Raw genomic sequence first — 25,380 nt, 5'->3', positions numbered from 1 at the left:
CAGGTCAACGCGATCGCGTGACAGTTGAGGTCACTCAGAGCCCTGATGGACCAGTGCTCACGTCATGCCGGCGGCATCAGGTGGCGCGGGGTCACTCAGCCTCGTGGAAGGTCAGGAGGGTGTAGGCGGCGAGGGTGGAGTCGTCGGTGATGAGGCCGTCGCGGACCATGGTCTTGAACTCGGACCTGGGCAGCCAGCGCTGCCGCATGTCCTGCTCCTCGTGCTCCCGGGCGGCCTCGCCCGGCTTCAGGCCGGTGGCGAGGAAGACGTTGAAGCCCTGCCCGCTCGACCCGTGCGAGCTGTGCAGGAAGCCGAGACGGAGCATGTTCTCCGCGCGGAAGCCGGTCTCCTCGGCCAGCTCCCGGCGCGCCAGCTCCTCCGGTTCCGCCCGCGCCTGGCCCGGCAGCGTCCCTTGCGGGAAGCTCCAGGTGCGGCGCCCGATCGGGTAGCGGTACTCCTCGACCATGTGGAACCCGTCGTCCTCCGCCGGGATGATCAGGGCGAAGTCGGGCTTGTCGACGACCCCGAAGATGCCGCGCGAGCCGTCCGGCCGCTCGACGTCGTCCTCGCGGACGACCATCCACGGGTTCTCGTACACCACCCGCGTGGCGACCTGGCGGACCGCGTGCTCCCCGGCGTTGTTCAAGTCAGGCTCCCGAGCCGTATCGGTAGACGAGTTCGTGGCGGTCGCCCACCACCACCCGGTGGGTGACCTCGACCACCCGCTCATCCTGGTCGCATGCGCGGCGCCACAGGGTCAGGACGGGCTGGTCGGCACCGATCCGCAACGTCTCCTGCTCGTCCGGGCGGGGCAGGCGGCACGTCACCGACTCCTCGAACAGGATCCGGTACCCGATCTCCTCCAGCCGCGAGTAGATGCCGCCCGGCCCGGTGTCGACCTCGCGCAGGACGGGGATCCGCTCGACGATCTCCAGGCGCACCCACGTCGTCGCCGTCTGGACGGGCGGCTCGCCGTCGACGCCCTGGACCCGCGCCCGCTCCAGCACCCTCGTCCCCACGGGGACCCCGAGCCGCCGCGCGACCGGCGCGCCCGCCTCCACCTCGCTGACCGTGGTGCGGGTGAACGGCCTGCGCCCGCCCGCCTGCGCCGACACGTGGAAGCCGCGCCACGCCCCGACCTGCCGGGTGATGTCGGACGCGGCGCGCCGCACCGGCTGCCCGGCCCGCACCTGGGCGCCCGCGCCGTGCCTGAGCTGGACGAGTCCGTGTTCGGCGAGCATCCGCAGGGCCCGGCGGACGGTGGAGCGGTCGGCGCCGTACTCGCGGGCCAGCTCGCGCTCGGACGGCAGCCACGCGCCCGGGTCCAGCTCACCTTCGACGATGCGAGCGGCCAGCGCGCTCGTGATCGCCTGAGCCTTGGCGGGGGGTCGAGGCATACCAGTTCCTGCTCCGAACTGCGGGCGTTGCCCTCACACGGTACAGCGTTGTATCGATCGGCCCCGGCCGCCCGCTCGAACGCGGGCCTCACGCCCCGCGAACGACCGGAAACGGTCGGTGTTCGCGAACGCGTTGTGGCGGCAGGACGGCCGCTTTACGGTAGACCTACCATGGGGCGACCAAGGAGTCCGCTGTGATGTCGGTGATCACGTGCATGCCCGGGTGGCACGCCGAGCGCTCGGCCGCGGGCCTGCGCGCCTCGCGCGTGTCCCCCCTGACCGACTACCAGTTGCTGAACGGCTGCCTGGAGGAGCTCGTCGCCTCCGACGAGGGCGAGCTGTGGCTGCTGTGCGACGCCCAGACCCGGCTGGCCGAGCGCGTCGCCACCGCCGAGCGGCTGCGGATCCACCCCGGAGGCGGGCGGGTCAGCCGCGGGGGAAGCTGACGACCTCGGCGCTGTCGCCGACCGCCTCGCGGGCGGGCGGGGCGATGTGCTCGCCCGGCCCTCCGGCCAGCAGCGCCCGCGCCCGCAGCACGATCTCCAGGTCGAAGCGCAGGTCGGGGTCCAGCAGCTGGTCGCCGAACAGCTCCTCCAGTTGGCGCAGCCGGTAGCGGACGGTCTGCGGGTGCACGTGGAGCCGCATCGCGACCTCGTTGGCGTTGCGGCCCGACTGGAGCCAGGCCAGCAGGGTCTCGGCGAGGCGGTCCTGCTGGCTGGCCCGCAGGTGGGCCAGCGGCGCGAGGCGCAGGTCGGCGAGCGAGGTGATGAGCTCCTCGTCCTGGAAGAGGATCAGCGTCGACATGTGCTCCACGCTGCGGATCACGCCGCTCTCGGCCTCGATCACCCCGCGCTGGACGAGCCAGAGGGTCTTGCGGGCCCACTGGATCGAGCGCGCCGCCTCCACGACGGGGACGGTCGGGCCGACCACGGCGAGCGTGCCGGACAGGGCGCGGTCCACGAGCTTGGCGCGGCCAGGGCCGTCCGGGTCGGGGACGATCAGGCTCGGGGTGCGGCGGGTCAGGTCGGCGAGGACGTCGGGCGGGAACGCGGGATGGCGGGAGTCCTGGTGGTGGCGGCCTAGCGCCACGGCGGCGATCGTGCGGGGCAGCGGCCAGTGGGCGGCCGCGGCGAGGTCGGCGATGGCCTCGGGCGCGGCGGGCGGGTCGGCGAACAGCAGGTCGAGCAGCCGCTTGCGGCGGCGCTGCATCTCGCCCGCGACGGCGGCCCTGGCCTGGGAGTACCCCTCGGCGGCCGCGGCGGCCAGCTCGTCCTGGAACTGCATCAGCACCTCGCCGACGGCGCCGAGCATGCGCGGGGACGCGTGCAGGGCGTCGGCGCCCGCGGTGATCCGGCGCCAGGCGACCATGCCGCCGACCCGCATCGCGGTCTGCATGGCGTCCAGGCTGCGGCCCTCGCCGGCCTCGCCCCGTCCGATGGCGCGGAAGAAGTCGGTGACCGACGTCGGGTCGTGACCGGGGTCGGCCACCCGGTCGACGAAGTAGTGCAGGACGCGTTCGACGGCGAGCCGGAGCGTCCCCGAATAGGAACCGTCTCCCGGCCGGTCGTACTCGCGGACGCGCGTCTGGATCTCCAGCATCATGTCGTCCGCCACCTCGTCGAGATGGGGCCGCATGTGATCGGCAAGCTCCCTGGGGACGTCCGCCCACGGGTGCCCGTAGGCGGTGGAACCCTCATCCGCCACGTGTACCTCCCGCCGCTCTCCTGCCCCTGCGTTCCGCGCCGTACACCGGGGTAATTACTTACTTATGTGACCTGTGTGAGGCAAATCATGACTTGGTGCATGCCAGGGCGCAAAGTCTAGGTTGAGAATCGACCAGGTTCGGCCGAATTCGCTACAAAACATCACAGGCCGGGCGCTCTGGCCCGTCCCGCCGTCCGGTGCGACAGTGAGTGGACGAGCGAGCGATGCGCGAGGTGGTCCACGTGCCCACGAGTCCCGGCGACCGCGTCCCTCCGAAGGCTCCGCGCGTCCCTCCGAAGGCCCTGGGCGCGACGGGTAGCGCCGTGGACGACCGCTTCGGCGGCGCGCCGTTCCTCCGCAAGGCGATCCGCAAGGCGTTCCCCGACCACTGGAGCTTCCTGCTCGGCGAGATCGCGATGTACTCGTTCTTCATCATCCTGCTCACCGGGGTGTTCCTCACCCTGTTCTTCAAACCGAGCATGGACGAGGTCATCTACCACGGCTCCTACGAGCCGCTGCGGGGCGTCCGGATGAGCGAGGCGTACGCGTCCACGCTCGACATCACCTTCGACGTGCGCGGCGGCCTGCTGATGCGGCAGATCCACCACTGGTCGACGGTCATCTTCATGGCGGCGATCGTCATCCACCTGCTGCGCAACTTCTTCACCGGCGCGTTCCGCAAGCCCCGGGAGCTGAACTGGCTGATCGGGATCGTGCTGTTCATGCTCGTCATGCTGAACGGGCTGTTCGGCTACTCGCTCCCGGACGACCTGCTCTCGGGCACCGGCATCCGCATCCTCGAAGGTGTCATCGCCTCGCTCCCGCTGGTCGGCTCGTACGCGGTGATGTTCCTGTTCGGCGGCGAGTTCCCCGGGGACGAGATCATCCCCCGGCTGTACGTCATCCACATCCTGCTGATCCCCGGCATCCTGCTCGCGCTCATCCCGCTGCATGCCGTCGTCCTGACCTGGCGGCAGACGCACACCCAGTTCCCGGGGAAGGGCAGCTCCAACACCACCGTCCGCGGCTATCCGTTCTTCCCCGTGTTCATCGCCAAGACCACCGCGTTCTTCCTCTGGGTCTTCGGCGTAACGGCGCTGCTGGCGACGTTCTTCCAGATCAACCCCATCTGGCTGTTCGGCCCCTACGACCCGGGCGCGATCAGCTCGGGCTCCCAGCCCGACTGGTACATGGGCTGGCTGGAGGGCTCGCTCCGGATGATGCCCGCCTGGGAGATCAACGCCTGGGGGCACACCCTCGCCATGAGCGTGATCGTCCCGGCGCTGGTGGTGCCGGGGCTGCTGTTCACCGGCCTCGCCGTCTACCCCTTCCTCGAACGCTGGGTCACCGGCGACCACGAGATCCACCACCTGCTCGACCGTCCCCGCGACGTGCCCGCCCGCACCGGCATCGGCGCGGGCGGCGTCGTGTTCTACGGCGTCCTGTGGCTGGCCGGCGGCAACGACGTCATCGCCGACCGCTTCGACATCTCGCTGTTCTGGACGACCTGGTTCTTCCGCTTCGCCGTCATCCTCGGCCCCCTGCTCGCGTACGTCATCGCGTACCGGATCTGCCTCGGCCTCCAGCGCCGCGACCTCGGCCTCGTCGAGCACGGGCTGGAGACGGGCATCATCCGCCGCACGCCCACCGGCGAGTACATCGAGGTCGAACGGCATCTGGACGAGGAACGCCTGGCCCCCATATCGGACGCCCGTCCAGCCGCGGCCGTCGCACTGTCCCGTCCTGAGAACAAGGGCGTGGCGGCCCCCGGAGCGCGCACCCGCCTGGGCCGTCTCCGCATCGCGCTGAACCGCCGCTTCATGAACGACTTGGGCAGCCCCCCGACGCCCACCAGCGCGGACAGGCACAAAACCCTGGGCCCCTGACCACCCCGCGACCCGGGCAATTCCCCGCACCAATCACGATTGGCGCAGCACAAGGGGCGCGACGCCACCCGCGACAAGCCGTATCAATGGTACTACCAGCGCCCATGGATCCGGCAACCGAACGCCATCAGCGCCGCGACCAGCGGAAACACAGGCGGGCAGGCCCATTTCAAAATGGCCGCACGGGAGTGGACCACGGCGTGAAATGCCTGGTCGCAGCGCGTCCCGAGGCGTATCTGCACAGCCTGTCGGAATCGAGCGCATTCAGGAAGCACTGAAATTTCAGTTACGGCTTGAAACTGGTTACCGACAGCTCCCCGACGTACCTTGCTGTCACGCGATGCCTTAATCGCGAGCCTCGTACCAGCGAGTTCGCGTGATCAGGCGCGTGCCCCCCGCAACCCGAGTTGCCGCCGGCGCCCACAGGCGGTCGGTGGCGAAAGGTGGACAAGAGTGAACCGTGGAATGCACCTCAAACGCGCGGTCCCCTCGCTGTTGAGCGCCGCGGCGCTGCTCGCGGCCGGGGCCTCTCCGGTCATGGCGCAGACGCAGCCCGCAGGCACCATCCGGCACGCTCAGCTCGCCCAGGAGAAGCTGGCCGACCAGCTGACCGGCCGGCTCGGCTCCCAGCACGCAGGCTCCTACCTCGACGGCACCGGAAACCTCGTCGTCAACGTGACCACCAAGGCCGCCGCCGAGCAGGTCAAGGCCGCCGGAGTCAAGGCCCGCATCGTCAAGCACGGCATCAAGCCGCTGGACGACGCCAAGGCCAAGCTCGACCGCTTCGCCGGAACCAAGGGCACCACCGGAATGTCCTGGGGCGTCGACGTCATCACCAACGCCGTTGTCGTCAACGTGCCGAAGGACGACAACGACGCCGCCACCAAGGCGTTCGTGAAGCGCGCGCGCTCCATCAGCCCGACCGTCGAGATCAAGCGCGTGGCGGGACCGGCCCGCCTGGCGCTCGGCCCCGGCGACGCGATCACCACCAGCGGCTCGCGCTGCTCGATCTCGGCCTTCGCCGTCAGCGGCTCGACGGAGTACGTCGTCACCGCCGGGCACTGCACGGCCATCGGCGCCACCTGGAGCGCGGGCGGCCAGGTCCTCGGCACGAGGCAGGCCAGCAGCTTCCCGGGCAACGACTACGGGACGCTCCGCAAGACCGGCTCGCAGCAGACCAGCAACGCCAACCTCACCACGGTGGGCCGCCCGGCCGTCGGTACCCAGATCCAGAAGAAGGGCTCCACGACCGGCACGACCTCCGGGACGATCCGCGCCTACGGCCGGACGGTGAACTACCAGCAGGGCGCGGTCACCGACCTGATCGCGACCACCGCCTGCGCCCAGCCCGGTGACAGCGGCGGCTCGCTCCAGGGCGGCAGCGTCGCCATCGGAATCACCTCCGGCATCAGCAGCAGCTCCTGCTCAGGCAGCGGCTTCGAGTCCTACTTCCAGCCCCTGGACGAGGCGCTCCAGTCGCAGAACATCACCCTGAAGACCGGCTGAAGCAACCCCCGCTCCCTCTCCCTCTAACGTGGGGCTCCCGACACCTCGGGAGCCCCACACCCATTTCCACCCATCCTCCGCCCGTCGAAGGGGCAGCGTCCTTGACGGTCGGACCTGTAGAGCAGACGATCGACTCACAGCAGGTACGCAAGTCGGCGCACAGAACCCGACGCGGAGGTCATCATGGCTCTGGAGTTCTACGGCAAGGACGACACCAGCAAGAACCAGGGTTCTCCTGCGATCTTCGTCGACCGCGCGACCCGCGAACTTGTGTTCCAGGGGTGGACGGAGACGGACGCGACTGTGTTGGCAGAGATTTCTTCTTACAGTCGCACGGCTGAGAATGAATCATCAGTGAGAATACCCGCACGCATGAAGCCGATGATCCTTAAAGCTTTGGAGGCGCTTGATGGGGACGTCCTTGACGAACGAGAAGTTTGAGGACCTCCTATCTACGGCGACCCAATCGGCAATACATCTAGAGTCGCGTGATGCCTACATGGCGGATGCTTCGTTCACGAGGTGGCAGGAAACGGGCATCGTCGCCAAGGACGCCAACGACGAATGGTGGATCTCTACGGTAGGTGCGGCGGTGGCTAGAGGGGTCAAGGTCCGGAGGGCACGTATTGTCTCGGAGCCACTTTCTAGCTATAGCCGTTGGTTGTGGGAGTGCACGCCTCCCGTGAACTTGGCGGCCGGAGAATTGGTTCGCTGGCTTCCGCGCCACAGGACGGCTGGGCTCGTGATCCCTCCGGCGGACTTCTGGGTCTTTGATACTTCTGTTCTTGTGTGGAATCACTTCACTGGTGATGGCGAGTGGGCCAGTAACGAGGTGACGCGAGATGCGGCGCTAGTCGATCTCTGCTCCAACACCTTTGAGTCGGTGTGGGAACGAGCAGCCGATCACCAGGAGTACCGGCCCTTCTAGCGCTCGATCATGCCCACGCATCCTTCATCGTCCATCCAGCAGGCCCGTGAGGCTTTGGCCGCCCGGCTGAGAGAGATCCGTCTGGATTCCGGTCAGTCCGCCCGCGAGGTGGCCGCCGCATGCGGCTGGCATGAGTCGAAATGTAGTCGTGTCCAAAGCGGAAAGCAGGCGCTCACAGACTCCGACATCAAAGCGTGGTGTGCGGCCTGCGGAGCTGATGAACAGACGGCCGCCGAGCTTATCACGGCCAGTCGACAACTTGACTCGGCTTACGTGGAATGGCAGCGCATGCAGCGTGGAGGCTTGAAGCGCCTCCAAGAAGCCGTGCTGCCTCTGTGGGAGAGAACCGAGGCTTTTCTTATTTATGAGCCCGGAGTGGTGCCCGGCTTTTTCCAGACTCACGGGTACGCATGTGCACTACTTGATCGAATAGCTGAATTCTTCTCAATCCCCGGCGGCAGCGAAGAAGCGGCGATCGCGCGCGTTGAACGGCAACGCCTACTCTATTCTGGCGTACATCGCTTCGCTGTAGTAATTGAAGAGGCGGTTCTACGCACCCGGATCGGCGGACCGGACATAATGGCCGGCCAGCTCGGCCATCTACTCGACGTCATGGCTCTACCTTCAGTCTCCTTCGGGATTATCCCCTTCTCTGCCGATCGCGCCATGTGGCCGGTTGAGGGGTTCTGGCTCTTGGATAATGAGCAAGTAGTTATCGAGACCGTTTCCGCCAAAATAACGATAGAGCAGGCGGGGGAGTTGGATCTCTACCGGCGGACGTTCGCTGAGCTGTCCTCCATAGCCGTCCACGGCGCCGCGGCCCGCGCGTTGGTCACGGCAGCGATCACAGCTCTGTGAATCTGCGTGCAAGTTAATGCAAGTTCCTGGCTCGGATGGCGGGCAGGTTCTTAGCCTCCTTGGTATGAGCTTCGACACCAGCCGCGCTCAACCCCTGGAGGTAGCCGCAATGACCATCACCCCGGAGAAGACGGCCGAGGCTGTCAAGGACCCGCGCGACCTGGTGTCCCCAGAGACTTTCAGCAAGCTCGTCAGGTTCATGGTGACCCGGCACCGTGTCACCGTCCGCTACGCCGAGCGCGTCATGGAGCAGACCTTGGTCTATCTCAAGGCCGTCGCCGACAACCCCGCCGTCAGAATCGTCCCCGACGTGGCCGTGGACCCCGGCTGGCACTGTCTCATCGAGCACACCCACGAGTACGCCGAGTTCTGCGAACGCGTCGCCGGGCGGTTCATCCACCATGTCCCCATCATGATCGAGGACATCAGCTCCGGCGCCGCGATGGCCCGGACCGTCCCGGCGCTTCATGCCACCGGCTACCCCGTCGACATGGAATTCTGGTCCACCGGCGAAACCTGCTGCCCCGAAAACCCGTGCGTGTGACCCACCAGGAAGGCTGTCGATGGCGCATCATGCATGGACCGACCTCCCTGAGCGGGTGAGGGAAGCCATCCAGGCACACACCGGCGAGGTGACCGAGGTGACGCCGCCTCCAGCGGGCAACCACGCCCACTTCGCTGGGAAGCTCACAACGACAAGCGGCCCCGTCTTCGTCAAGGGCGCCCGCAAGGAACCCGACCGGGACGGCCCCGAGGTCGCGACACTGCGCAACGAGGCCCGGATCAACCCGCACGTGCAGCCCTACGCCCCCCGCCTCCTGTGGACCATTGAGGAGGCGGGATGGCTGCTGCTGGGCTTTGAGTACGTCCAGGCCCGCCACGCCGACTACACACCCGGTTCCCCGGACCTTGCTCTGTTGGCCAAGACCATCGAGGCGCTCCAGGCGACGCCCGCCCCCGATGCGGTGACACTCCAGGTGGAGCGGCGTTGGCAACCGGTCCTGGACGACGTGTCCGCCATGGCGGGCGGCTGGTTGATTCACGCGGACCTGAACCCTGGCAACCTGCTGATCACCGATGAGGGCCGCGCCTACGTCGTGGACTGGGCGTTCACCTCGCGTGGAGCCGCCTGGGTGGAACTGGCCCTGCTCATCCCCTGGCTACTCAAAGCCGGGCACCACGCTGGCCAGGTGGCGCACTGGCTGGCCCAATTCCCCTCCTGGGCACAAGCCGCGCCCATCGACATCGATCGCCTCGCTTGGGCATTCGCCGAAACCTGGCGGAAGCGCAGCACCGCCGATCCCGCTACCCCCTGGAAAGCTGAACTGGCCGCCTTGGGGCAGCAGTGGGCCGACCACCGCAGGGCCGGCCTCGTCTTGTAGAAGTCCGACAACTCCCCTTGCCCCAGCTCGACCCCGACCGGGGTCAAGCGGGCATCTGGAGCCTTCCCCCGTCTGGGGGTTGAGGGCGGTCAGGTCAGGTCGTGGACGCTGGCCTTGGCCCGCCGGGTGAAGGCGCGCCAGTCGGCGGCGCCGAAGGTCAGCTTGGGCCCGTCCGGGTCCTTGGAATCCCGGACGGCGACCACCGGCCCGGCCTCCGCCACCTCGACGCATTCACCGCCGTGGTGATCACTTCGGCAGGCCTTGCGCCACGCCTCGACGGGTACTCGGGTGATCCCCTCGACCTCGACACATTCGCCGTTGTGGTGATCAATTCGGCCCGCGTTACGCTATTGCACGACCGGCAAATACGGGTTTGATTATCTGTAACCCTCCATGATGCTCTCGATCAGGGCACGCGACTCCCCGAGGGGGAGCGCATGGCCTCTCACCGAGTTGTACAGTACTGCGAAGCGCGCCACAGCCCCAGGATCTTGAATGAGCATCTCTTGCCCGGCCGCCTCGGTGTATGCGACATCTGGGGCTTTGGGAAAGCTGAGGAGGATGAAACTTCCGATGTACCCTGGGTAGTATTCGGGCCTCTGTGGAACGACGTCGATCTCGATATTGGAACGTTCACCAAGGGTGAGGATGTGCGCGAGCTGCTCGTGCATGATGTCCCGCCCTGCGACCTCTCTCCGCAGCACCGACTCGTCAAGAGTGAACCACGCGGACGGCGGATCCTTGCGGGTGAGGATCTCCCGACGCGCCAGACGCTCGCTGACCAGCTGAGCGCCGGTCTCAGGATCCCGGTTGTGGCTGAGGATGGACCGCATATAGCCCTCGGTCTGGAGCGGCCCACGCACCAACGTCAGATCGAACCCTCGAAGCTGGCTCGCCTCCGTCTCCAGTTCGAGGTATTCGGCAAAGCCGGGCGGGAGGATGGCCTGGTGGCGGGTGTCGATGATGCGCTCCCACTGCCGAACGAAGACGCCGTTCGTCTTGAAGAAGGTGTCGAGGTTCTCGGCGAACTCCTTGGACGGGATGCTCTTGGCGGCCTCGACCTGGCTGATCCACTGCGGGGTGTATCCGAGGGCTTCGGCGAACTCCGTCTTATTGAGCCCGGCCGCCGAACGCCAGGCGGTCAATTCAGAGGCGAATGCCCGAATTGCGGGGGCCTCGTATGGTTCGCTGCGTGATCCCATGAGAACTCCTGTCGAAACCCGTCCCTGGGTTTCGTTGATCTAGCAGGGGGGTCGCGCGCTGCTCTCACCGGCTTGCTGGTCAGCGACAACGCGCTGCTGTGATTCTTATAACACATTCGACGTCCGGAGATCACAGCATGGGGCCTTCCGTGAAAGACACCTTTTCGATACCTGAGAATCCCGCTCTCGAACGGCTCCGCGAGGATTTCCCAGGGCATCGCATATGGCGGTCCCGTCGCCGGGATGGGCAATTTGGGGAATATGTCGCAACTCTCATCGACCCGAACGCCGGAGTGGACCCAACGGTGATGCGTCCGAATCCGGACGATTTGAGGGCGGAGTTGAAGCGGGAGGCCGTCCGTGCGGGCCGCCTGGTGAGGAACTTCCGGTGACGGGGCGCGCGGCAGCATCTTCCCCGTCACCGGAACGGGCCGTCCGCCCCGGGACGGCCCGGAGGGGAAGGGAGACGGCGCGGCCGGTGGAGATCCCCCCGAGTCCGCCGGTCGCGCCGTCTCCGCTGGACGCCTGGCGGGCCCGCCGCCATCTGGGCCGTCTCGCCCGCCGACTGCGGCGACGCGGCTGGACGGCGCAGGCCCGGTTCACCGCGTCCCCGCCGCTGCTGCGCGTCTTCGACGCGCGCGTGCCGCGCATCGGGGACAGCATCGCAGCGAACCGGGAGGAAGCGGGCTGGTGGTTCATGTCCAGCACCGGCGAGCGGCTGGCTCCCTGCGCCGACCCCGACTGGGCGGTATCCAAGATCTCCGTCCAGCTCGCCCCCTTCATCAGCTGCGCCCTCGAACGGCAAGGCCCGCTCTGAGAGGGAGGGGAAACAGGGAGCGCGGTGGACCGGTGGTGGGCCGGTTCACCGCGCTCCCGCTGTGCAGGGTGTTGCAACTACTACACCGAATATCCACGACTTTCTCTGGGTCAGGTCACTGCCGGAGGCCGGCGGGGTCGCCGGGGTGGCCGCGGAGGACGGTCCTCGCCGACAGCAGTGTGGTGGCCACGGTGAGTCCGAAGGCCGCGGCGACCACTGAGATGAGGATCCACGGCGAGCCGCTCGGCACGGCGGAATCCAGCACGCTCAAGCTCAGCGGCACCAGCGTGAGCACCGCGACCACGGCCCCCAGGGCGATCCCCGCCATGGAGACCAGGACGGCCTCCATTGTCATCATGCGCAGTACCTGGCGGCGGGTGGCTCCGATGAGATGCAGGAGCATGAACTCACGGCGGCGTTCGGCCGTCGCCAATACCTGGGTGTTGACCAGGGCGATCACCGCGTAGCCGATGACCACGGCGAGCACCAGGTAGGCCATCCCTGCCTGGGAGTCGTCCTGGTCCTCCTGGGCGGTCGTCAGGGCCTTTTGGTCTGCCACACGCAGGCCAGGGTGCTTCTCGGCCAGCTTGGAGACGGTGGCGGCCAGCTGGGCGTGGCCGGTTCCGGGGGCGGCGCTCACCATGATCTGCGGGACGAGTCCGGAGTCGGTGTGCGCGATGAGGGTCGAGGCCGGGACCAGCCCGGTCTCGTAGCCGCGCCGTCCGCCGATGGTGGCGACCAGCTTGAGGCCGATCCGGCTGCCGTCGCCAAGCCGCATCGGGATCGTGTCACCGATCCGGTGCCCGCCGGCGTACCTGGTCGGCAGCGCGACGGTGGCGCCGTGCAGGGCGTCGAGGCTGCCGGCGGCCGCGCGGTAGCCCGTCGTGCGGGTGACCCCTTGGGAGGTCACGCCCCGCAGGGGCAGTTCGATCGGCTGCGGACCCGCCGACTCCTCACCGCTCCCGGATCCGGTGACGGGCTTGTCGGGTTCGAGGTATCCCAGGCTGGGGATCTGGGCGGTCGCCGCCGCGACCCCGGGCTGTGTGCGGATCGTGTCGACCGCGTCGAGCGGAAGGCCACCGGCCTGGGAGGTGACGACCAGATCGGCCCGCAGGCCCTCCTGGAACGCCCGCTCCGCGCCGGCCGACTGCGTGGTCTGCATGTAGACCAGGCCGAGGGCCAGGCCCGTCGCGAGCATGACCGGCATGACCGCGGCGGCCAGCCGGGTCGTCCGGGACTGCGTGTTGCGCGCGGCCAGCTCGCCCGCCAGCCCGGACACCGCCCGCATCGGCCGCAGCAGCCGGGCGGAGACGGCGCGGACCAGCAGGGGGCCGAGCAGCCCGAACCCGGCCACCCACACCATCGCCGCCGGGGTCGCCACGCCGGCCGCGTCGGGGCCGTCGGAACCGGCGGTTCCCACGGCCAGCGCGCCTCCGCCGCCCAGGCACAGCACACCGAGGACGAGCCGGACGACGCTGAACCGGCGGCGTTGGACGGAGGTCTCGGCGAGCGCCTCGACAGGGCGGATGCGCGCCGCCCGATGCGCGGCCACGAGCGCGGCGCACCCCGCCGTGAGCAGGGCCGCGGCCGCTCCGACGGCCTGCGGGACGGTGCCCGCCCGGAACGCGATGGTGTCCGGCACCGCCTCGGTGGTGGCGAAGCCGTTCAGCAGCAGGCGGCCGAACCAGGGCCCGAGGAACCAGGCCGGCACGGTGGCGAAGATTGCGAGGATCATGGTTTCGCCGAGGATCAGCCGGCGCAACTGGCCGGGCGTGGTGCCGATCGCCCGGAGCAGGGCCATATGCCGCTGACGCTGCTGGATCGACAGCCCGAGGGTGCCGGCCACGACGAACACCACCACCATGGCCGACAGTCCCCCGAAGGCTGCGGCGAGGGCGATCAGATCACCGCCGTCGGCGATGACGGCCGGATTCTCGGCCTGCCCGCGGTCGTCACCGGTCAGCACAGCGATGGGCTGCCCCGCGACCGCCTTCCGTACGGCCGACTCGACCTGGGCCGGGTCGGCGCCCGGGGCGGTGAGCACGCCGATGGAGTCGATCTTCCCGGGGCGCCCGGTGACCCGGCCCGCCTCAGAGTCGGACAGGAAGATCTGGCCTTGGTCGTCCGCCCCGGCGGCAAGGCCGGAGACCTGGTAGCGCCGGGCGCCGCCGTGGACGAGGAGCTCAATCCGCCCGCCGGGCCGGAGCCCGGCCTTCTCTGCCAGGCCGGCGCCCAGGACGACCTGGCCGGGCCCGGACGGTGCGGCGCCCTGCGTGATCCGGTACGGCGTGAGCCGGGCGGAGGACCAGCCGTGGCCCGTCACCTTGGCACCGCTCTTCCCGCCGTCCGACCCGGGTAGGACGGCCGGGAACGACACGTCCGGGACCGTGGCGGCGACGCCGGGAACCGCCGCGAGGTCGTCCGCCAGCTTGGCGTCCAGATGGATGCGTTCAGCGAACACCAGCTCCCGCTCGGTGCCCAGGTAGCGCTGGTCGCCGGTGACCACGATCGGGGCGCCGGTCAGCCGCTGGGGCGGCGCCGCGTTGTGGATGCCGGTCTCCAGCAGACCGCCGCAGCCCACCACGATCACGGCGCCGAGGAAAAGCGCGATGAAGGAGGCGACGAAACCGCTCTTGTGGAAGCGCAGGGTGCGCAGCGCGATCCGGATCATCGGTTCGTTCCCGTTCCGGCCGGCCGACGCGACTGCGACGGGAACTCGGGCTGGGTCCGGCTCCGGTCGCGCAGGAGCGTCATCCGCTGGGCGACCTGCTCCACGGTCGGCCCCTCGATCGAGTCGACGATGCGGCCGTCCGCCAGGAACAGGACGCTGTCGGCGTGCGCGGCGGCCATCGGGTCATGGGTGACCATGACGACCGTCTGCCCTGCCTCCCGCACCGCTTCGCGAAGCAGCGCCAGCACCTCACGCGCGGTGGAGGTGTCCAGCGCCCCGGTCGGCTCGTCCGCGAAGATCACCGCGGGCCGGCTGATCAACGCCCGCGCGATGGCGACCCGCTGCTGCTGGCCACCGGACAGCTCGCCGGGACGGCTGTGCCTCCGTTCGCCGAGGCCGACCCGTTCGAGCACCTCGCGGACCTCGTCCTTGCCGGGCCTGCGCCCGGCCAGCCGCACCGGCAGCGCGGCGTTCTCCTCCACGGTCAGCGCCGGAAGCAGATTGAAAGCCTGGAAGATGAAGCCGATCCGCTCGCGCCGGAGCTTGGTCAGCTCGCGCTCGCCGAGCCGGGAAAGGTCCGCGCCGTCCAAGAACACCGACCCCGACGTCGGACGGTCCAGGCCCGCGGCGCACTGCAGGAAGGTGCTCTTGCCCGAACCGGAGGGCCCCATCACCGCCGTGAACGTGCCCCGGCTCAAGCTGACGCTCACCGCATCGAGCGCGGTCACTTCCTTCCCCGACCCGCCGTAACGCTTGCCGACCGCCTCAAGCCGCACGACTTCATGGACACTTTCACGGAGGTTCGTCATGCCAACGAGCCTGGTCGAAGCCCTGCCTCCGGCGGCAGCCTCGTCCGGTTGAACCTCCCGTCCACCAACCGGTGGACCCCGCCCTCCACCGTGCCCGCCCTCGCCGGAAGACCTTGCCTACGCGAGCTGATAGGTAATTGCGGAGGAGGGTTGGGGCCGGCTAGGCGGTTTGGAGGGTGGCTAGCATCTGGGACAAGCGCGTGGGGTTGAAGAATCCTACATCGTAGAGGTCGTGGTCTATTTCGTACACCCAGGGGTCATCGGGGTGTTCGTCATCGAGGTCGATGACCCAGAGGCGTTGCGTCGACTCGTTGACGGCGATGACGAGGCAGGCGCGATCTTGTGCGATGGGATCCCCGTTCACCAGCTGGGGAAATGTGATTTCGTAATCGTCGTCTTCATCGTGGACCACAAATGCCGCGCCGCCGCGGTGTGGTTGGAGTTGTTCTTCTGGCCATTCGACTGACAGGAGCGCCTGAACCGGCGATGGGATGAGGCGCTTTCCCAGCGGAGTGTCTATCCGCCGGTCATCCGGCTCGAAACGTTCATTGATTATCCCGCCGAGACGCGTGATCTCTCGGAGCACGTCCGGGTGTGGGGTCCTGGCCGCTGAGGTGTCCGTCATCGGCGGTAGAGGTTGAGGTTTTGTTCGCCTATGCGCTCGCGTAGCGCCGGGTCGTCTATGCCCTGGCCCTCGGTGGTGGCGCCGCAGAGGACGGCGACCTTGCCGATGTGCTGGTTCGTCTGGACGGCGCGCGTCGCGTCGGCCGCCTCGTCCAGCGGGAAGACCTTGGAGAGCGTCGGGTGGATCATGCCGAGGGCGATCAGCCGGTTGGTCTGGACGGCCTCGTGGTAGTTGAAGCCGTGCGAGCCGATGATGCTCTTCAGGCGCATCCAGAGGAAGCGGTTGTCGTACTCGTGCTTGAATCCGGTCGAGGAGCCGCAGGTGACGATCTTGCCGCCGCGCTTGGCGACGTAGACGGACGCGCCGAACGTCTCGCGGCCGAGGTACTCGAACACGATTCCCGGGTCCTCGCCGACGAGGCGGCGGATCGCCTCGCCGAGCATCCGGCCGGCCTTCGGGTGGCGCAGGCCCTGCTCGCCGAGGTCCAGGTCGCTGCGGTTGATGACGTGCTCGCAGCCCTGCGACCGGACGATCTCGGCCTTCTCGTCGGACGACACGACGCCGACGGGGATGCCGCCGCCGTTCTTCACCAGCTGCGTCGCGTACGAGCCGAGCCCGCCCGTCGCGCCCCAGATCAGGACGACGTCGCCCTGCTTCATCCGGGCGCCGTGCGAGCCGACCAGCATCCGGTACGCGGTGGCGGCGCACAGGGTGCTGGCGCCCGCCTCCTCCCAGGTCAGGTGCGCGGGCTTGCGGATCAGCTGGTTGGCCTTGACGATGCAGAACTCGCCGAGCGAGCCGAAGTTCGTCTCGAAGCCCCAGGCCAGCTGGGTCTCGCTCATCATGCCGTCGTCGTAGGAGCCGTGGTCCTCCTCGTCCACGTAGGACGGGGACAGCACGACCTTGTCGCCCGCCTTCCAGCTCTTCACGCCGCTGCCGGTGCGGACGACCACGCCCGCGCCGTCCGAGCCGAGGATGTGGTGCGGCAGGTCGTGCCGGGCGCCGTGCCAGCCCTGCCGGCCGAACTTCTCCAGGAACGCGAACGTCGGCACCGGCTCGAAGATGGCCGACCAGACGGTGTTGAAGTTGATCGCCGCCGACATCACCGCGACCACGCACTCGTCCGGGGCGAGCTCGGGCATGTCGACCTCGCCGACGTGCAGGGAGCGCCGGACGTCCTTGTCGGTTTTCCCCTCGAAGATCCCGACCTCGTCCTTGCGCGTGAACGCGGCTCGGAACCGGGTCGGCAGGTCGATCTCCTGCAGCTCGGGGCCGCTCGCGCCGGACCGTACGGCGTCGAGCAGGTCGTGGGACGAGCCGGACTGGGCCATGGGGGTGTCCTCCGTGGAACGCGGGGTCGTGGGCGGGCCCTCAGCGGGCCGGGACGGCGATGCCGTTCGCGCGGGCGCCGGGGATCACCGGCCGACGCGCGGTGCGTCCGGCGAGCCGGCCCTCCAGGTGGGCGGCGAGCACCTCCACACCGGGCGGGTCGAGCAGGTTCAGGTGGTGCGCACCGGGGATCGTGACGATCTCCAGGTCCGAGCAGAGCCCGCCGAAACCGTTGGTCCCGTCGAGCACGTAACGCGCGTCCTTCACGGCCCAGGGGGTCTCCTCGGGCGCGCGGTAGAGGATGACGTGCCCGTCGTACGGGCCGGGTTCATATGCCTCCAGGGAACGTGTGTCCTGGTGGGAGGTCAGCTGGTGGGTGAGCGCCGCCGGGGGGATGTGGTCCGCCAGGGGCGCCGCCCGCTCCATCACGAGCGCGAACTGCGCCTCCTCGTCCAGCCCCGACAGCTCCTCGTAGGTGAGGGCGACGTCCAGGTCGTACGTCTCGTTGACGTAGGCGGCGAACGCGGAGAAGCGGTGGGCGAGCGTGTCGGACTCGTCGTCCACCGGGAGCGGCAGGCCCGCGTCGAACAGCGCGACGAACTCGACCTCGCGTCCGGCGGCCTTCAGTTGCCGCGCCGTCTCGTACGCCAGCACCCCGCCGAACGACCAGCCGCCGAGCCGGAACGCGCCTTCGGGCTGCGCCTCCCGCAGGTGCCGGACGTAGCGGGCCGCGCGCTCCTCGACGGACGGCGCGTCCTCGAACCGCTCCAGGCCGTATACCGGCTGGTCGGCGCCGAGCAGGTCGACGAGCTGGCGGTAGGCGGCCGTGGTGCCGCCCGCCGGGTGCGCGATGAAGATCGGGCGGCGGTTCCCGGACGTCTTCAGCGGACGGACGGTCTGCCGCGCGGCCTCCTCGTCGGCCGCACGGATGAAGTCGGCGACGTGCTCGGCCGTCGGCACCTCCAGCAGCTCGCCGCGGGTCACCTCCGAGGCTGGCCCGGCGGCGACGCGGGCGGCGATCTCGTCGGCCTGGTGCTCCTGGCCGCCGAGGTCGGCGAAGAGGTCGGCGGTGACGCCGACCCGGTCGAGGCCCAGCACGTCCTCGAAGATCCTGACGGCGAGGCGCTCGGCGTCGTCGCGCGGCATCACGTATCCGGCCTCGGCGTTGGATGCGGTCGTGGCGTCCGCCGGGGACGGCGGGCCCGCGAGCCCGAGTTCGACGGACGCCCACTGCTCGAAGGCGTTCACGCTCGCGCCCTGCAACAGCACCGACGCCGGGACGGTCAGCCCCAGGTCGTGCTCGACGCCGCTCTTGATCCGCACCGCGACCAGCGAGTCGAGCCCGAGGTCGGTGAGCGGGACCGCCGGGTCGAGGCGCTGCGGATCGAAGCCGAGCACCGCCGCGATCCGGTGCCTGATCCGCGCGGCGACCGCCTGCCGCGCCTCGGCCGGGTCGAGGGCCCTGAGCGCGTCCACCCCGGGCCAGTCGCCCGCGTCGCCCGCGCCGCGCTCGTCCGCCGCCTCGGTCAGCGCCGCGAAGTACGGCATCCGCCGGATCTCGGGGAACAACTCCACCGCCGTGACCGGGTCGAACCGCAGCACGCCCGTCGCGGGCATCCGGTGGACGAGCAGCGCCTCCAGCGCCTCCGCGCCCTCCGCCGGGCTGATCGGGTCGATGACCGCCACCTTCGCGTCGCCGCCGACCTTCGACCACGTGCCCCAGTTGACGGTCGTCCCGGCGCGGCCGTTCGCCCGCCGGTAGGCCATCAGCGCGTCGATCGCCGCGTTGGCCGCCGCGTACGCGGCCTGCCCCGGCGAGCCGAGCAGCGCCGCCGCCGACGAATGCATGACGAACCAGTCGAGATCGAGGTCCCAGACGGCCTCGCTGAGCCGCCGCGCGCCCTCGACCTTCGCCGTCCACACCCTGTGGAGATCCTCGGCGCCCAGGTCGGAGATCAGCCGGTCGTCGATGGCCCCGGCGCCGTGCACGACGCCGCACAGCCGCACGCCGCCCTCCTGGGCGACCTCGACCAGCCGTTCCGCCGTGCCGGGCCGGGCGATGTCGCCGAGCACGACGCCGACGTCCACGCCGTCCTCGCGCAGCCGGGCGATCACCTTCTCGGCGCCCGCGTCCGGCCCGCTCCGCCCGGACAGGACGATCCGCCCCGCGCCGCGCTCGGCCAGCAGCCGCGCGGTGACCAGCCCGATCCCGCCGTACCCGCCGGTGATCACGTAGGCGCCGCCGCGCCGGACGGCCCGCCTCGGCCTGCCGTCCGCCTCCGGCAGCACGGCCCGCGCGAGACGCGCCGTGTAACGGGTCCCGCCACGCCAGGCGACCTCCCGCGCCTCGCCGTCCGCGAGCAGCTCCGCGACCAGGTCGGCCGGCCGGTCGACGTCCACGAGCGTGGCCCGCTGGACGGTGCGCTCGAACGCCAGGACCCGGGTCAGCGCCCCGACGAACCCCTGCGCAGGCTCGCCCGCCTCCCCGTCCAGGACGGGAAGGGCACTACGAGTCGCCACGTAGAGGCGCGGCCCGTCCGGCAGTGAGCGGCTCACTCCGGCCACCGTGAGGACCAGTTCTTCGTCCACAAGGTCGGCGGACGGGACGAGCACCACCCCGGCGAGCGGACCGTCCATCGGCGGCCGGTTCGTCAGGCGATGCCGGACGACCCTCCGCGCGCGCGCCTCCAGCCCGGCGACCGTCGCCGCGGCCAGCGCGTCATCGTCTTCAGCCAGCACCAACCAGGTCTGGGACGCGTCGTCTTCTTCATCCCCGGCCGTAAGCGGGGTCTCGTCCCAGACGAGCTGGACGAGCTTGTCGGCGACGGGAACGGGCACGTCGTGGCGTTCGACCCGGCGCAGGACGACACCGGTGGCCTCGGCGAGGACGGTCCCGTCCGTCCCGAGGAGGCGGAGGGAGCCGGTCAGGCCGTCCTCGCCGTGGACGATCCCCGCCTGGACGCGGCCGCCGCGGTGCGTCGGCCCGTACACGCGCAGGCTGCCGATCGTGTCGGCCAGCCACACCCCGCCCTCGGCGACCGCCGCCTCCGCGGTCAGCACGGCCAGGCCGCGATCGAAGACCTCGGGGTGCAGCCGGTAGTGGCGGCTGCCCCGCTCCGCCCCCGCGACCGCGGTGGTCACGCCGGCGACGGGCGTGGCCGGGGCGCGGTGGTCCTCGCCGACATCCGCGCTGGCCAGGCGCGTCCACGTGCCCGCCGGGGTCAGCGCGTGGATCTCCACGCGCTGCTCCGCCTCGGCGAACGTCGTGGTCACGGTCGTGTGGTCGGCCAGGGCGAGCGGGCGCTCCATCCACAGGCTGTTGACGCGGACGTCCTTCGTCCCGAGCGCGCTCGCTCCCGCCGCGAGCGCCATCTCCGCGAACGCCGCGATGGGCAGCGCGTTCAGCCCGTGGACGGTCAGCTCCCGCAGCCACGGCTGAGCGGCGAGGCCCACGTCCGCGCGCCAGGCGTGCCGGTCTTCGCCGGGCAGCTCCACGTGGGCACCGAGCAGCGGATGCTCGTCGCGTCCGCCGGAGCCGCGGGGCGGCAGGTCCGCCCAGTGCCGCTCGTGCCGCCACGGCGACTGCGGCACGTCCACGACCTGCCCGTCCACGGGCGCGGCGACCGCGTGCCCGTGCGCGGCCAGCGCGGCGAGCTGCGCGTGGAACGTCAGCGTGTCGTCGGTCTCCTGGCCCTTCGGGGCCCGCTTGAGCGTGTGGGTGACCAGCGCGCCCGTGCCGTCCAGGGTCTCGCCGACCGCGTGCGCCAGGATCGGGTGCGCGTTGACCTCGACGAACGTCCGGTACCCGTCGTCGGCCGCCGCCGCCACGGCGTCCGTCAACCGGACGGGGTTGCGCAGGTTCGCGGCCCAGTAGTCGGCCCCGAGCCCGGAACCGGACATCGCGGCGTCATCGAAGAGGGCGCGCGGATCGTCCAGCGCGGTCGTGTAGAGCCTGACGCCGTCGGCGATGGGGGTGCCGCGCTCGGCGCCGACCTCGGCGAGCATCTCGCGGAGGCCCGGCAGCAGCGGATCGACCTGCGGCGAGTGGCCGGCGCCCTCGGCCTGGACGAGCTTGGCCAGGCGCCCCTCCGCCTCGGCGCGCGCGATGACCTCGACGATCTGGCCGGCATCGCCCGTCACCACGGTCTGCTTCGGCGAGGAGTGCACCGCCGCGTACACCTCGGGCAGGTCGCGGGCGAGCCGGGCGACCTCCTCGGCGGACGCGCCCAGAACGGCCATGGCGCCGCCCCCCACGAGCCGGGTCAAAAGGCGGGAACGGCGGCAGATCACCTTGACGCCGTCCTGCGGGGTGAGGGCACCCGCGACGACCGCCGCCGCGACCTCGCCCATCGAGTGGCCGATCACCGCGCCGGGTGTGACGCCGTACGACGCCCACATCCGCGCGAGGCCGATCTGGATCGCGAAGAGCACCGGCATCGTGACCGCGGGGCCTTCCGGCTTCCCGCCCCCTTCGAGCAGCGCCCACAGCTCGGGGCCGCCCTCCTCGGCGAACAGGCCGTCCAGGTCGTCGACGGCCTCGGCGAAGGCCGGCTCCTCCTCGATCAGCCGCCGCGCCATCCCGGCCCGCTGCGCGCCGTACCCGGAGAACACCCACACCGGACGGCCCGGGACGCCGAGCGCGGCACCGGTGACGACGCCCGGGTGCGGACGGCCCTCGGCCAGCGCCGTCAGCCCCTCGACCAGCCCGGCACGGTCGCGGGCGGCCACGGCGGCGCGCGCGCGGCCACGGCCCCGGCGCCCATGCAGGGTCCTGGCCAGGTCGGCGAGTTTCACGTCGTCGCGGCCTGGGAGCCAGCAGGCCAGGAGCGCCGCATAGTCACGGATCCGGTCGTCGCCGATGTCGGACAGGGGGAACGTCCGGACGACGGCGGAGTGGACGACAGTCTCCTGGGCCGGAGCCTCTTCCAGCAGCACGTGCGCGTTCGTCCCGCCGAAGCCGAACCCGGACACCCCGGCGCGCGCGGGGTGGCTCCGCTTGGGCCACGGCGTCTCGTCCGCCACGACCGCCAGCCGCAGCTCCTCGAACGGGATGTGCGGGTTGGGCTCCTTGTAGTGCGCGCTCGGCGGGATCACCTGGTGATGCAGCGCCAGGACGGCCTTGATCAGCCCGGCGACGCCCGCCGCCGACTCCATGTGCCCGAGGTTCGACTTGGCCGAGCCGAGCAGCAGCGGCTCGCCCGGCTCCCGCCCGGCGCCGAGCACCTCGCCGACCGCCTTCGCCTCGATCGGGTCGCCGAGCAGCGTGCCCGTCCCGTGCGCCTCGATGTAGTCGACCTCGCGGGTGTCGACGCCCGCCGTCGCGTACACGTCCCGCAACAGGGTCCGCTGCGCATCGGAGTTCGGCGCGACGAGCCCGTTCGACCGTCCGTCGGAGTTCACGCCGGAGCCGCGCACCACCGCCAGGACGCGGTCGCCGTCCCGGACCGCGTCCGACAGCCGCCTCAGGACGACGGCGCCGCAGCCCTCCGCGCGGACCATCCCATCGGCGGACGCGTCGAACGGCTTGCAGCGCCCGTCCGCGGCCGTCCCGCCCGCGAGGTCGAAGGTCATCGTCACGGTCGGCGACAGCAGCAGGTTCACGCCGCCGGCCAGCGCCACGTCCGCGTCGCCGCGCCGCAGCGCCTGCACCGCCAGATGCGTCGACACCAGCGACGACGAGCACGCCGTGTCGACGATCATGCTCGGCCCGCGCAGGTCGAGCAGGTACGACAGCCGGCCCGCGATGATGCTCAGCGCCGCGCCCGTCGCCGTGAACGGCTCCAGCGACGCCAGGTCCGAGGCGGTGAACGCCGCGTACTCGGGCGCCGACACCCCGACGAACACCCCGGTCCGGCTGCCCCGCAGCGACGCGGGACCGATGCCCGCGTGCTCGAACGCCTCCCACGCCACTTCCAGGACGAGACGCTGCTGCGGGTCCATCACGGCGGCCTCGCGCGGCGTGATGCCGAAGAACCGCGCGTCGAACCCGGCGACGTCGTCCAGGAAGCCGCCGAGCCGCGTCGTCCGCTCCAGCAGATCGCCGACCTCGGGGGAACCGTCGTCGAACGGCTCCCAGCGCCCGTCCGGCACCTCGCGGATCGCGTCGCCGCGTCCGGTCAGGAAGCGCCAGTAGTCCTCGGGGCCGGTCAGATCCCGGTCGCCGCCGGGGAAGCGGCACCCGATCCCGATGACGGCGACCGGCTCGTCCGGCACCGCCGCCCGCACCACCGCGTCCCGCGCCACCGCGGCCGGTTCCGGCGCGGCCTCCCCACCGGCCAGCGCCACCGCGAGCTTGTTGATCGTCGGATGCTCCCAGACCAGGGTGGCCGGCAGCGCCCGCGCGAGCATCTGCTCCAGCTCCCCCGCGATCGCCACCGCGTCCCGGGAGGCCAGGCCGAACTCTTCGAGCGGACGGTCGGGATCGACCTCGGCGGCGGGGGTCCTGGAGCGACGCGCGATCTGCTCGATCAGGTACCGGCGGACCGAGTCCTCGCTGGTCCGAGTCTCGTCCTGCGCGGCTCCGGAACGATCGTTGCTCTGCATGCGGTGGGTTCCCCCCATGAAGCCGGGATCGTTCATCGAAGCGGAGGGACCACTTTGTCCTATGGTGACCGGCTCTCGATGCGCATCCAGACCACTTTTCTCCGCCGCCACTTGTCACGGTGATGACAAGACTCCGGAGCGGCGATTGTGGCCTGATGGGATAGTTGTGCCGCCTGGCACACGGTCAGTGCCGAGTGACCAGTGACCAACCAACAGTAACAATAGCGACTAGTGCTTTTAGGGGGAAGCGGCGGATTTCCCGAGGGTGCGGGAGCGCGCGCCGTACGGACAGTGACCCGGGGCCGATATCGATGGGCGCTGGCGGTGGTGGCCGTCAGCGCATTCATGATCACCATGGACAACACGGTGGTCGCGGGCGCCCTGCCCACCATCATGCGCGACCTCGACATGTCCGACTCCGCCAAGGACTGGGTCGCCACCGGCTACATCCTGATGTTCTCCTGCCTGATGATCGCGGGCGGGCGCCTCACCGACGTCTACGGCTGCCGCGCCACCTTCGTCACCGGCATGGCCGTCTTCACCGCCGCGTCCGCCGCCTGCGGCCTCGCCCAGGAGCCCGGCGTCCTCATCCTGGCCCGCGTCGTCCAGGGCGCCGGCGCGGCCCTCGCCCTGCCCGCCACCCAGGTCATGGTCACCGTCGGCCGCACCGACAAGCAGCGCTCCCTCGGCACGATCGTCTGGGTCGGCGCGGCCTCCAGCGCCACCGCCCTCGGCCCCACGATCGGCGGGCTCATCGTCCAGCAGTGGGACTGGGGCTGGATCTTCCTCATCAACATCGTCCCCGGCGTCCTGGTCATCCTCCTCGGCCTGGTCGTCCTCACCGGCAAGGGCGAGAACCGCGACGCCAGGGTCGATCTGCCCGGCGTCCTCATCTCGGCCACGATGCTGTTCGCCTTCACCTACGGCCTGGAGTCCGGGAACAGGCACGGCTGGAGCGACCCGTCCGTCCTCAGCGTCTTCGTCCTCGCCGCCATCGCCCTGGCCTGCTTCGTCCTGGTCGAGAGCTGGGCCCCCGACCCGATGATCAACCTGCGGTTCCTCCGCAACCGGGTCTTCGCCGGCGGCCTTGCGTCCCAGATGCTCTACGGCATCGGCTTCAACGGGATGATCTTCTACTCGGCCACCTTCCTCCAGCGCTTCCTCGGCTTCTCCCCGCCCAAGGCCGGGCTGGTCATGCTCCCCCCGTCCATCGCCATCATGGTGATGACCCCCGTCGCGTTCTGGCTGGCCGCCAAGCTCGGCCCCCGTCCCGCCGTCGGCGGCGGCCTCGCCCTCATGGCCTTCGGCATGTTCCTGTTCTCCACCATCCAGCGAGGCGACGGCTACGCCGACCTCATGCCCGGCGTCATGATCGTCGGCGTCGGCGCCGCCATGGGCATGCCCCTGGTCATGTACGTGCTCAAGGCCGTCCCCGAGGAGCAGGCCGGCGTCGCCAGCGGCATCATCAACGTCATCCGCGAGACCTCCGGCGCCTTCGGCATCGCCATCATCGGTCTCCTCGTCCACCACGTCCCCGCAGAGGGCGCGAGCGCCGCCGAACTGGAGACCTTCCGAAACGGCACCGCCTCCGGCCTCGTCCTCGGCGCCGTCCTCGTCCTCATCGGCGGCCTCATCAGCGGCCTCACCCTCCCCAGCCGGCGCGGCTGGCTGGGCCCCAAACACGGCAAACAGGACCCCTCCGTCAAACCCGACCCCGCTCCGC

The 25,380-nt window shown here is 70.2% G+C and carries 21 protein-coding genes; 11 read left to right on the top strand and 10 right to left on the bottom strand.

Annotated features, from left to right (window positions below; all coding sequences use genetic code 11):
* Window positions 1-91 precede the first annotated feature (91 nt).
* On the bottom strand, window positions 92-646 hold the full coding sequence (locus E1298_RS16030) for an NUDIX domain-containing protein (RefSeq protein WP_243725612.1): 555 nt from the start codon (window positions 644-646) through the stop codon (window positions 92-94).
* A 1-nt stretch (window position 647) separates the two neighbouring features.
* Window positions 648-1,397, bottom strand: a complete 750-nt coding sequence (locus E1298_RS16025; RefSeq protein ID WP_131893931.1) for a GntR family transcriptional regulator — start codon at window positions 1,395-1,397, stop codon at window positions 648-650.
* A 197-nt stretch (window positions 1,398-1,594) separates the two neighbouring features.
* Here E1298_RS16025 and E1298_RS16020 point away from each other — a divergent pair, with 197 nt between their 5' ends.
* Window positions 1,595-1,843 (top strand): hypothetical protein, encoded by a 249-nt coding sequence (locus E1298_RS16020; RefSeq protein WP_131893929.1) that lies wholly within the window; start codon window positions 1,595-1,597, stop codon window positions 1,841-1,843.
* Here the strand turns inward: E1298_RS16020 and E1298_RS16015 are convergent.
* Window positions 1,824-3,101: a PucR-like N-terminal domain-containing protein gene (locus E1298_RS16015; protein ID WP_243725611.1), complete on the bottom strand. Its 1,278-nt coding sequence runs from the start codon at window positions 3,099-3,101 to the stop codon at window positions 1,824-1,826. The genes E1298_RS16020 and E1298_RS16015 overlap by 20 nt on opposite strands.
* A gap of 242 nt (window positions 3,102-3,343) precedes the next feature.
* Here E1298_RS16015 and qcrB point away from each other — a divergent pair, with 242 nt between their 5' ends.
* The 8 genes from qcrB to E1298_RS15980 all read left to right on the top strand — a co-directional run bounded on the left by qcrB (window position 3,344) and on the right by E1298_RS15980 (window position 9,661).
* Window positions 3,344-4,987, top strand: a complete 1,644-nt coding sequence (qcrB, locus tag E1298_RS16010; RefSeq protein ID WP_243725610.1) for a cytochrome bc1 complex cytochrome b subunit — start codon at window positions 3,344-3,346, stop codon at window positions 4,985-4,987.
* Between the two features lie 39 nt (window positions 4,988-5,026).
* Complete coding sequence (locus tag E1298_RS48125) at window positions 5,027-5,191, top strand: hypothetical protein (RefSeq protein WP_165975482.1); 165 nt, start codon at window positions 5,027-5,029, stop codon at window positions 5,189-5,191.
* Window positions 5,192-5,440: 249 nt separating this feature from the next.
* The gene (locus E1298_RS16005) at window positions 5,441-6,493 is read left to right on the top strand and encodes a S1 family peptidase (RefSeq protein ID WP_131893925.1); all 1,053 of its coding nucleotides are present in this window, start codon (window positions 5,441-5,443) and stop codon (window positions 6,491-6,493) included.
* A gap of 183 nt (window positions 6,494-6,676) precedes the next feature.
* Window positions 6,677-6,934, top strand: a complete 258-nt coding sequence (locus tag E1298_RS16000; protein ID WP_131893923.1) for a hypothetical protein — start codon at window positions 6,677-6,679, stop codon at window positions 6,932-6,934.
* Window positions 6,903-7,421, top strand: a complete 519-nt coding sequence (locus E1298_RS51560; RefSeq protein ID WP_131893921.1) for a DUF6879 family protein — start codon at window positions 6,903-6,905, stop codon at window positions 7,419-7,421. Before E1298_RS16000 ends, E1298_RS51560 begins: the two co-directional genes overlap by 32 nt.
* A 9-nt stretch (window positions 7,422-7,430) precedes the next feature.
* On the top strand, window positions 7,431-8,279 hold the full coding sequence (locus E1298_RS15990; protein ID WP_131893919.1) for a helix-turn-helix domain-containing protein: 849 nt from the start codon (window positions 7,431-7,433) through the stop codon (window positions 8,277-8,279).
* Between the two features lie 109 nt (window positions 8,280-8,388).
* On the top strand, window positions 8,389-8,823 hold the full coding sequence (locus E1298_RS15985; RefSeq protein WP_131893949.1) for a glycine-rich domain-containing protein: 435 nt from the start codon (window positions 8,389-8,391) through the stop codon (window positions 8,821-8,823).
* Between the two features lie 88 nt (window positions 8,824-8,911).
* On the top strand, window positions 8,912-9,661 hold the full coding sequence (locus E1298_RS15980) for a phosphotransferase (protein ID WP_165975481.1): 750 nt from the start codon (window positions 8,912-8,914) through the stop codon (window positions 9,659-9,661).
* An 89-nt stretch (window positions 9,662-9,750) separates the two neighbouring features.
* On the opposite strand, the gene E1298_RS15975 is transcribed toward E1298_RS15980, so the two are convergent.
* Window positions 9,751-9,954 carry a DUF397 domain-containing protein gene (locus E1298_RS15975; protein WP_131893915.1) on the bottom strand — a complete coding sequence of 68 codons (204 nt, stop codon included), beginning with the start codon at window positions 9,952-9,954 and terminating at the stop codon, window positions 9,751-9,753.
* Between the two features lie 84 nt (window positions 9,955-10,038).
* Window positions 10,039-10,863 carry a helix-turn-helix domain-containing protein gene (locus tag E1298_RS15970; protein ID WP_131893913.1) on the bottom strand — a complete coding sequence of 275 codons (825 nt, stop codon included), beginning with the start codon at window positions 10,861-10,863 and terminating at the stop codon, window positions 10,039-10,041.
* Window positions 10,864-11,341: 478 nt separating this feature from the next.
* On the opposite strand from E1298_RS15970, the gene E1298_RS15965 reads away from it, so the two are divergent.
* The gene (locus E1298_RS15965; RefSeq protein ID WP_131893911.1) at window positions 11,342-11,680 is read left to right on the top strand and encodes a hypothetical protein; all 339 of its coding nucleotides are present in this window, start codon (window positions 11,342-11,344) and stop codon (window positions 11,678-11,680) included.
* A 115-nt stretch (window positions 11,681-11,795) separates the two neighbouring features.
* On the opposite strand, the gene E1298_RS15960 is transcribed toward E1298_RS15965, so the two are convergent.
* The 5 genes from E1298_RS15960 to E1298_RS15940 all read right to left on the bottom strand — a co-directional run bounded on the left by E1298_RS15960 (window position 11,796) and on the right by E1298_RS15940 (window position 23,657).
* Window positions 11,796-14,351: an ABC transporter permease gene (locus E1298_RS15960; RefSeq protein ID WP_131893909.1), complete on the bottom strand. Its 2,556-nt coding sequence runs from the start codon at window positions 14,349-14,351 to the stop codon at window positions 11,796-11,798.
* Window positions 14,348-15,160, bottom strand: a complete 813-nt coding sequence (locus tag E1298_RS15955; RefSeq protein ID WP_131893907.1) for an ABC transporter ATP-binding protein — start codon at window positions 15,158-15,160, stop codon at window positions 14,348-14,350. The genes E1298_RS15960 and E1298_RS15955 overlap by 4 nt, the downstream gene beginning before the upstream one ends.
* A gap of 160 nt (window positions 15,161-15,320) precedes the next feature.
* Window positions 15,321-15,746 carry a hypothetical protein gene (locus E1298_RS15950; RefSeq protein WP_131893905.1) on the bottom strand — a complete coding sequence of 142 codons (426 nt, stop codon included), beginning with the start codon at window positions 15,744-15,746 and terminating at the stop codon, window positions 15,321-15,323.
* A gap of 35 nt (window positions 15,747-15,781) precedes the next feature.
* A complete protein-coding gene (gene ccrA, locus E1298_RS15945; protein WP_131893903.1) occupies window positions 15,782-17,116 on the bottom strand; it encodes a crotonyl-CoA carboxylase/reductase in 1,335 nt (444 codons plus the stop codon).
* Window positions 17,117-17,156: 40 nt separating this feature from the next.
* Window positions 17,157-23,657: a type I polyketide synthase gene (locus tag E1298_RS15940; RefSeq protein WP_131893901.1), complete on the bottom strand. Its 6,501-nt coding sequence runs from the start codon at window positions 23,655-23,657 to the stop codon at window positions 17,157-17,159.
* 354 nt (window positions 23,658-24,011) lie between these two features.
* On the opposite strand from E1298_RS15940, the gene E1298_RS15935 reads away from it, so the two are divergent.
* The coding region (locus tag E1298_RS15935; protein ID WP_243725609.1) for an MFS transporter at window positions 24,012-25,380 on the top strand (1,369 nt) is incomplete at its 3' end.

Source organism: Actinomadura rubrisoli, assembly GCF_004349215.1.
GTDB classification, from domain to species: domain Bacteria; phylum Actinomycetota; class Actinomycetes; order Streptosporangiales; family Streptosporangiaceae; genus Spirillospora; species Spirillospora rubrisoli.
Note: the sequence above shows the minus strand (reverse complement) of the source record. Positions and strands in the feature narration are given on the sequence as shown.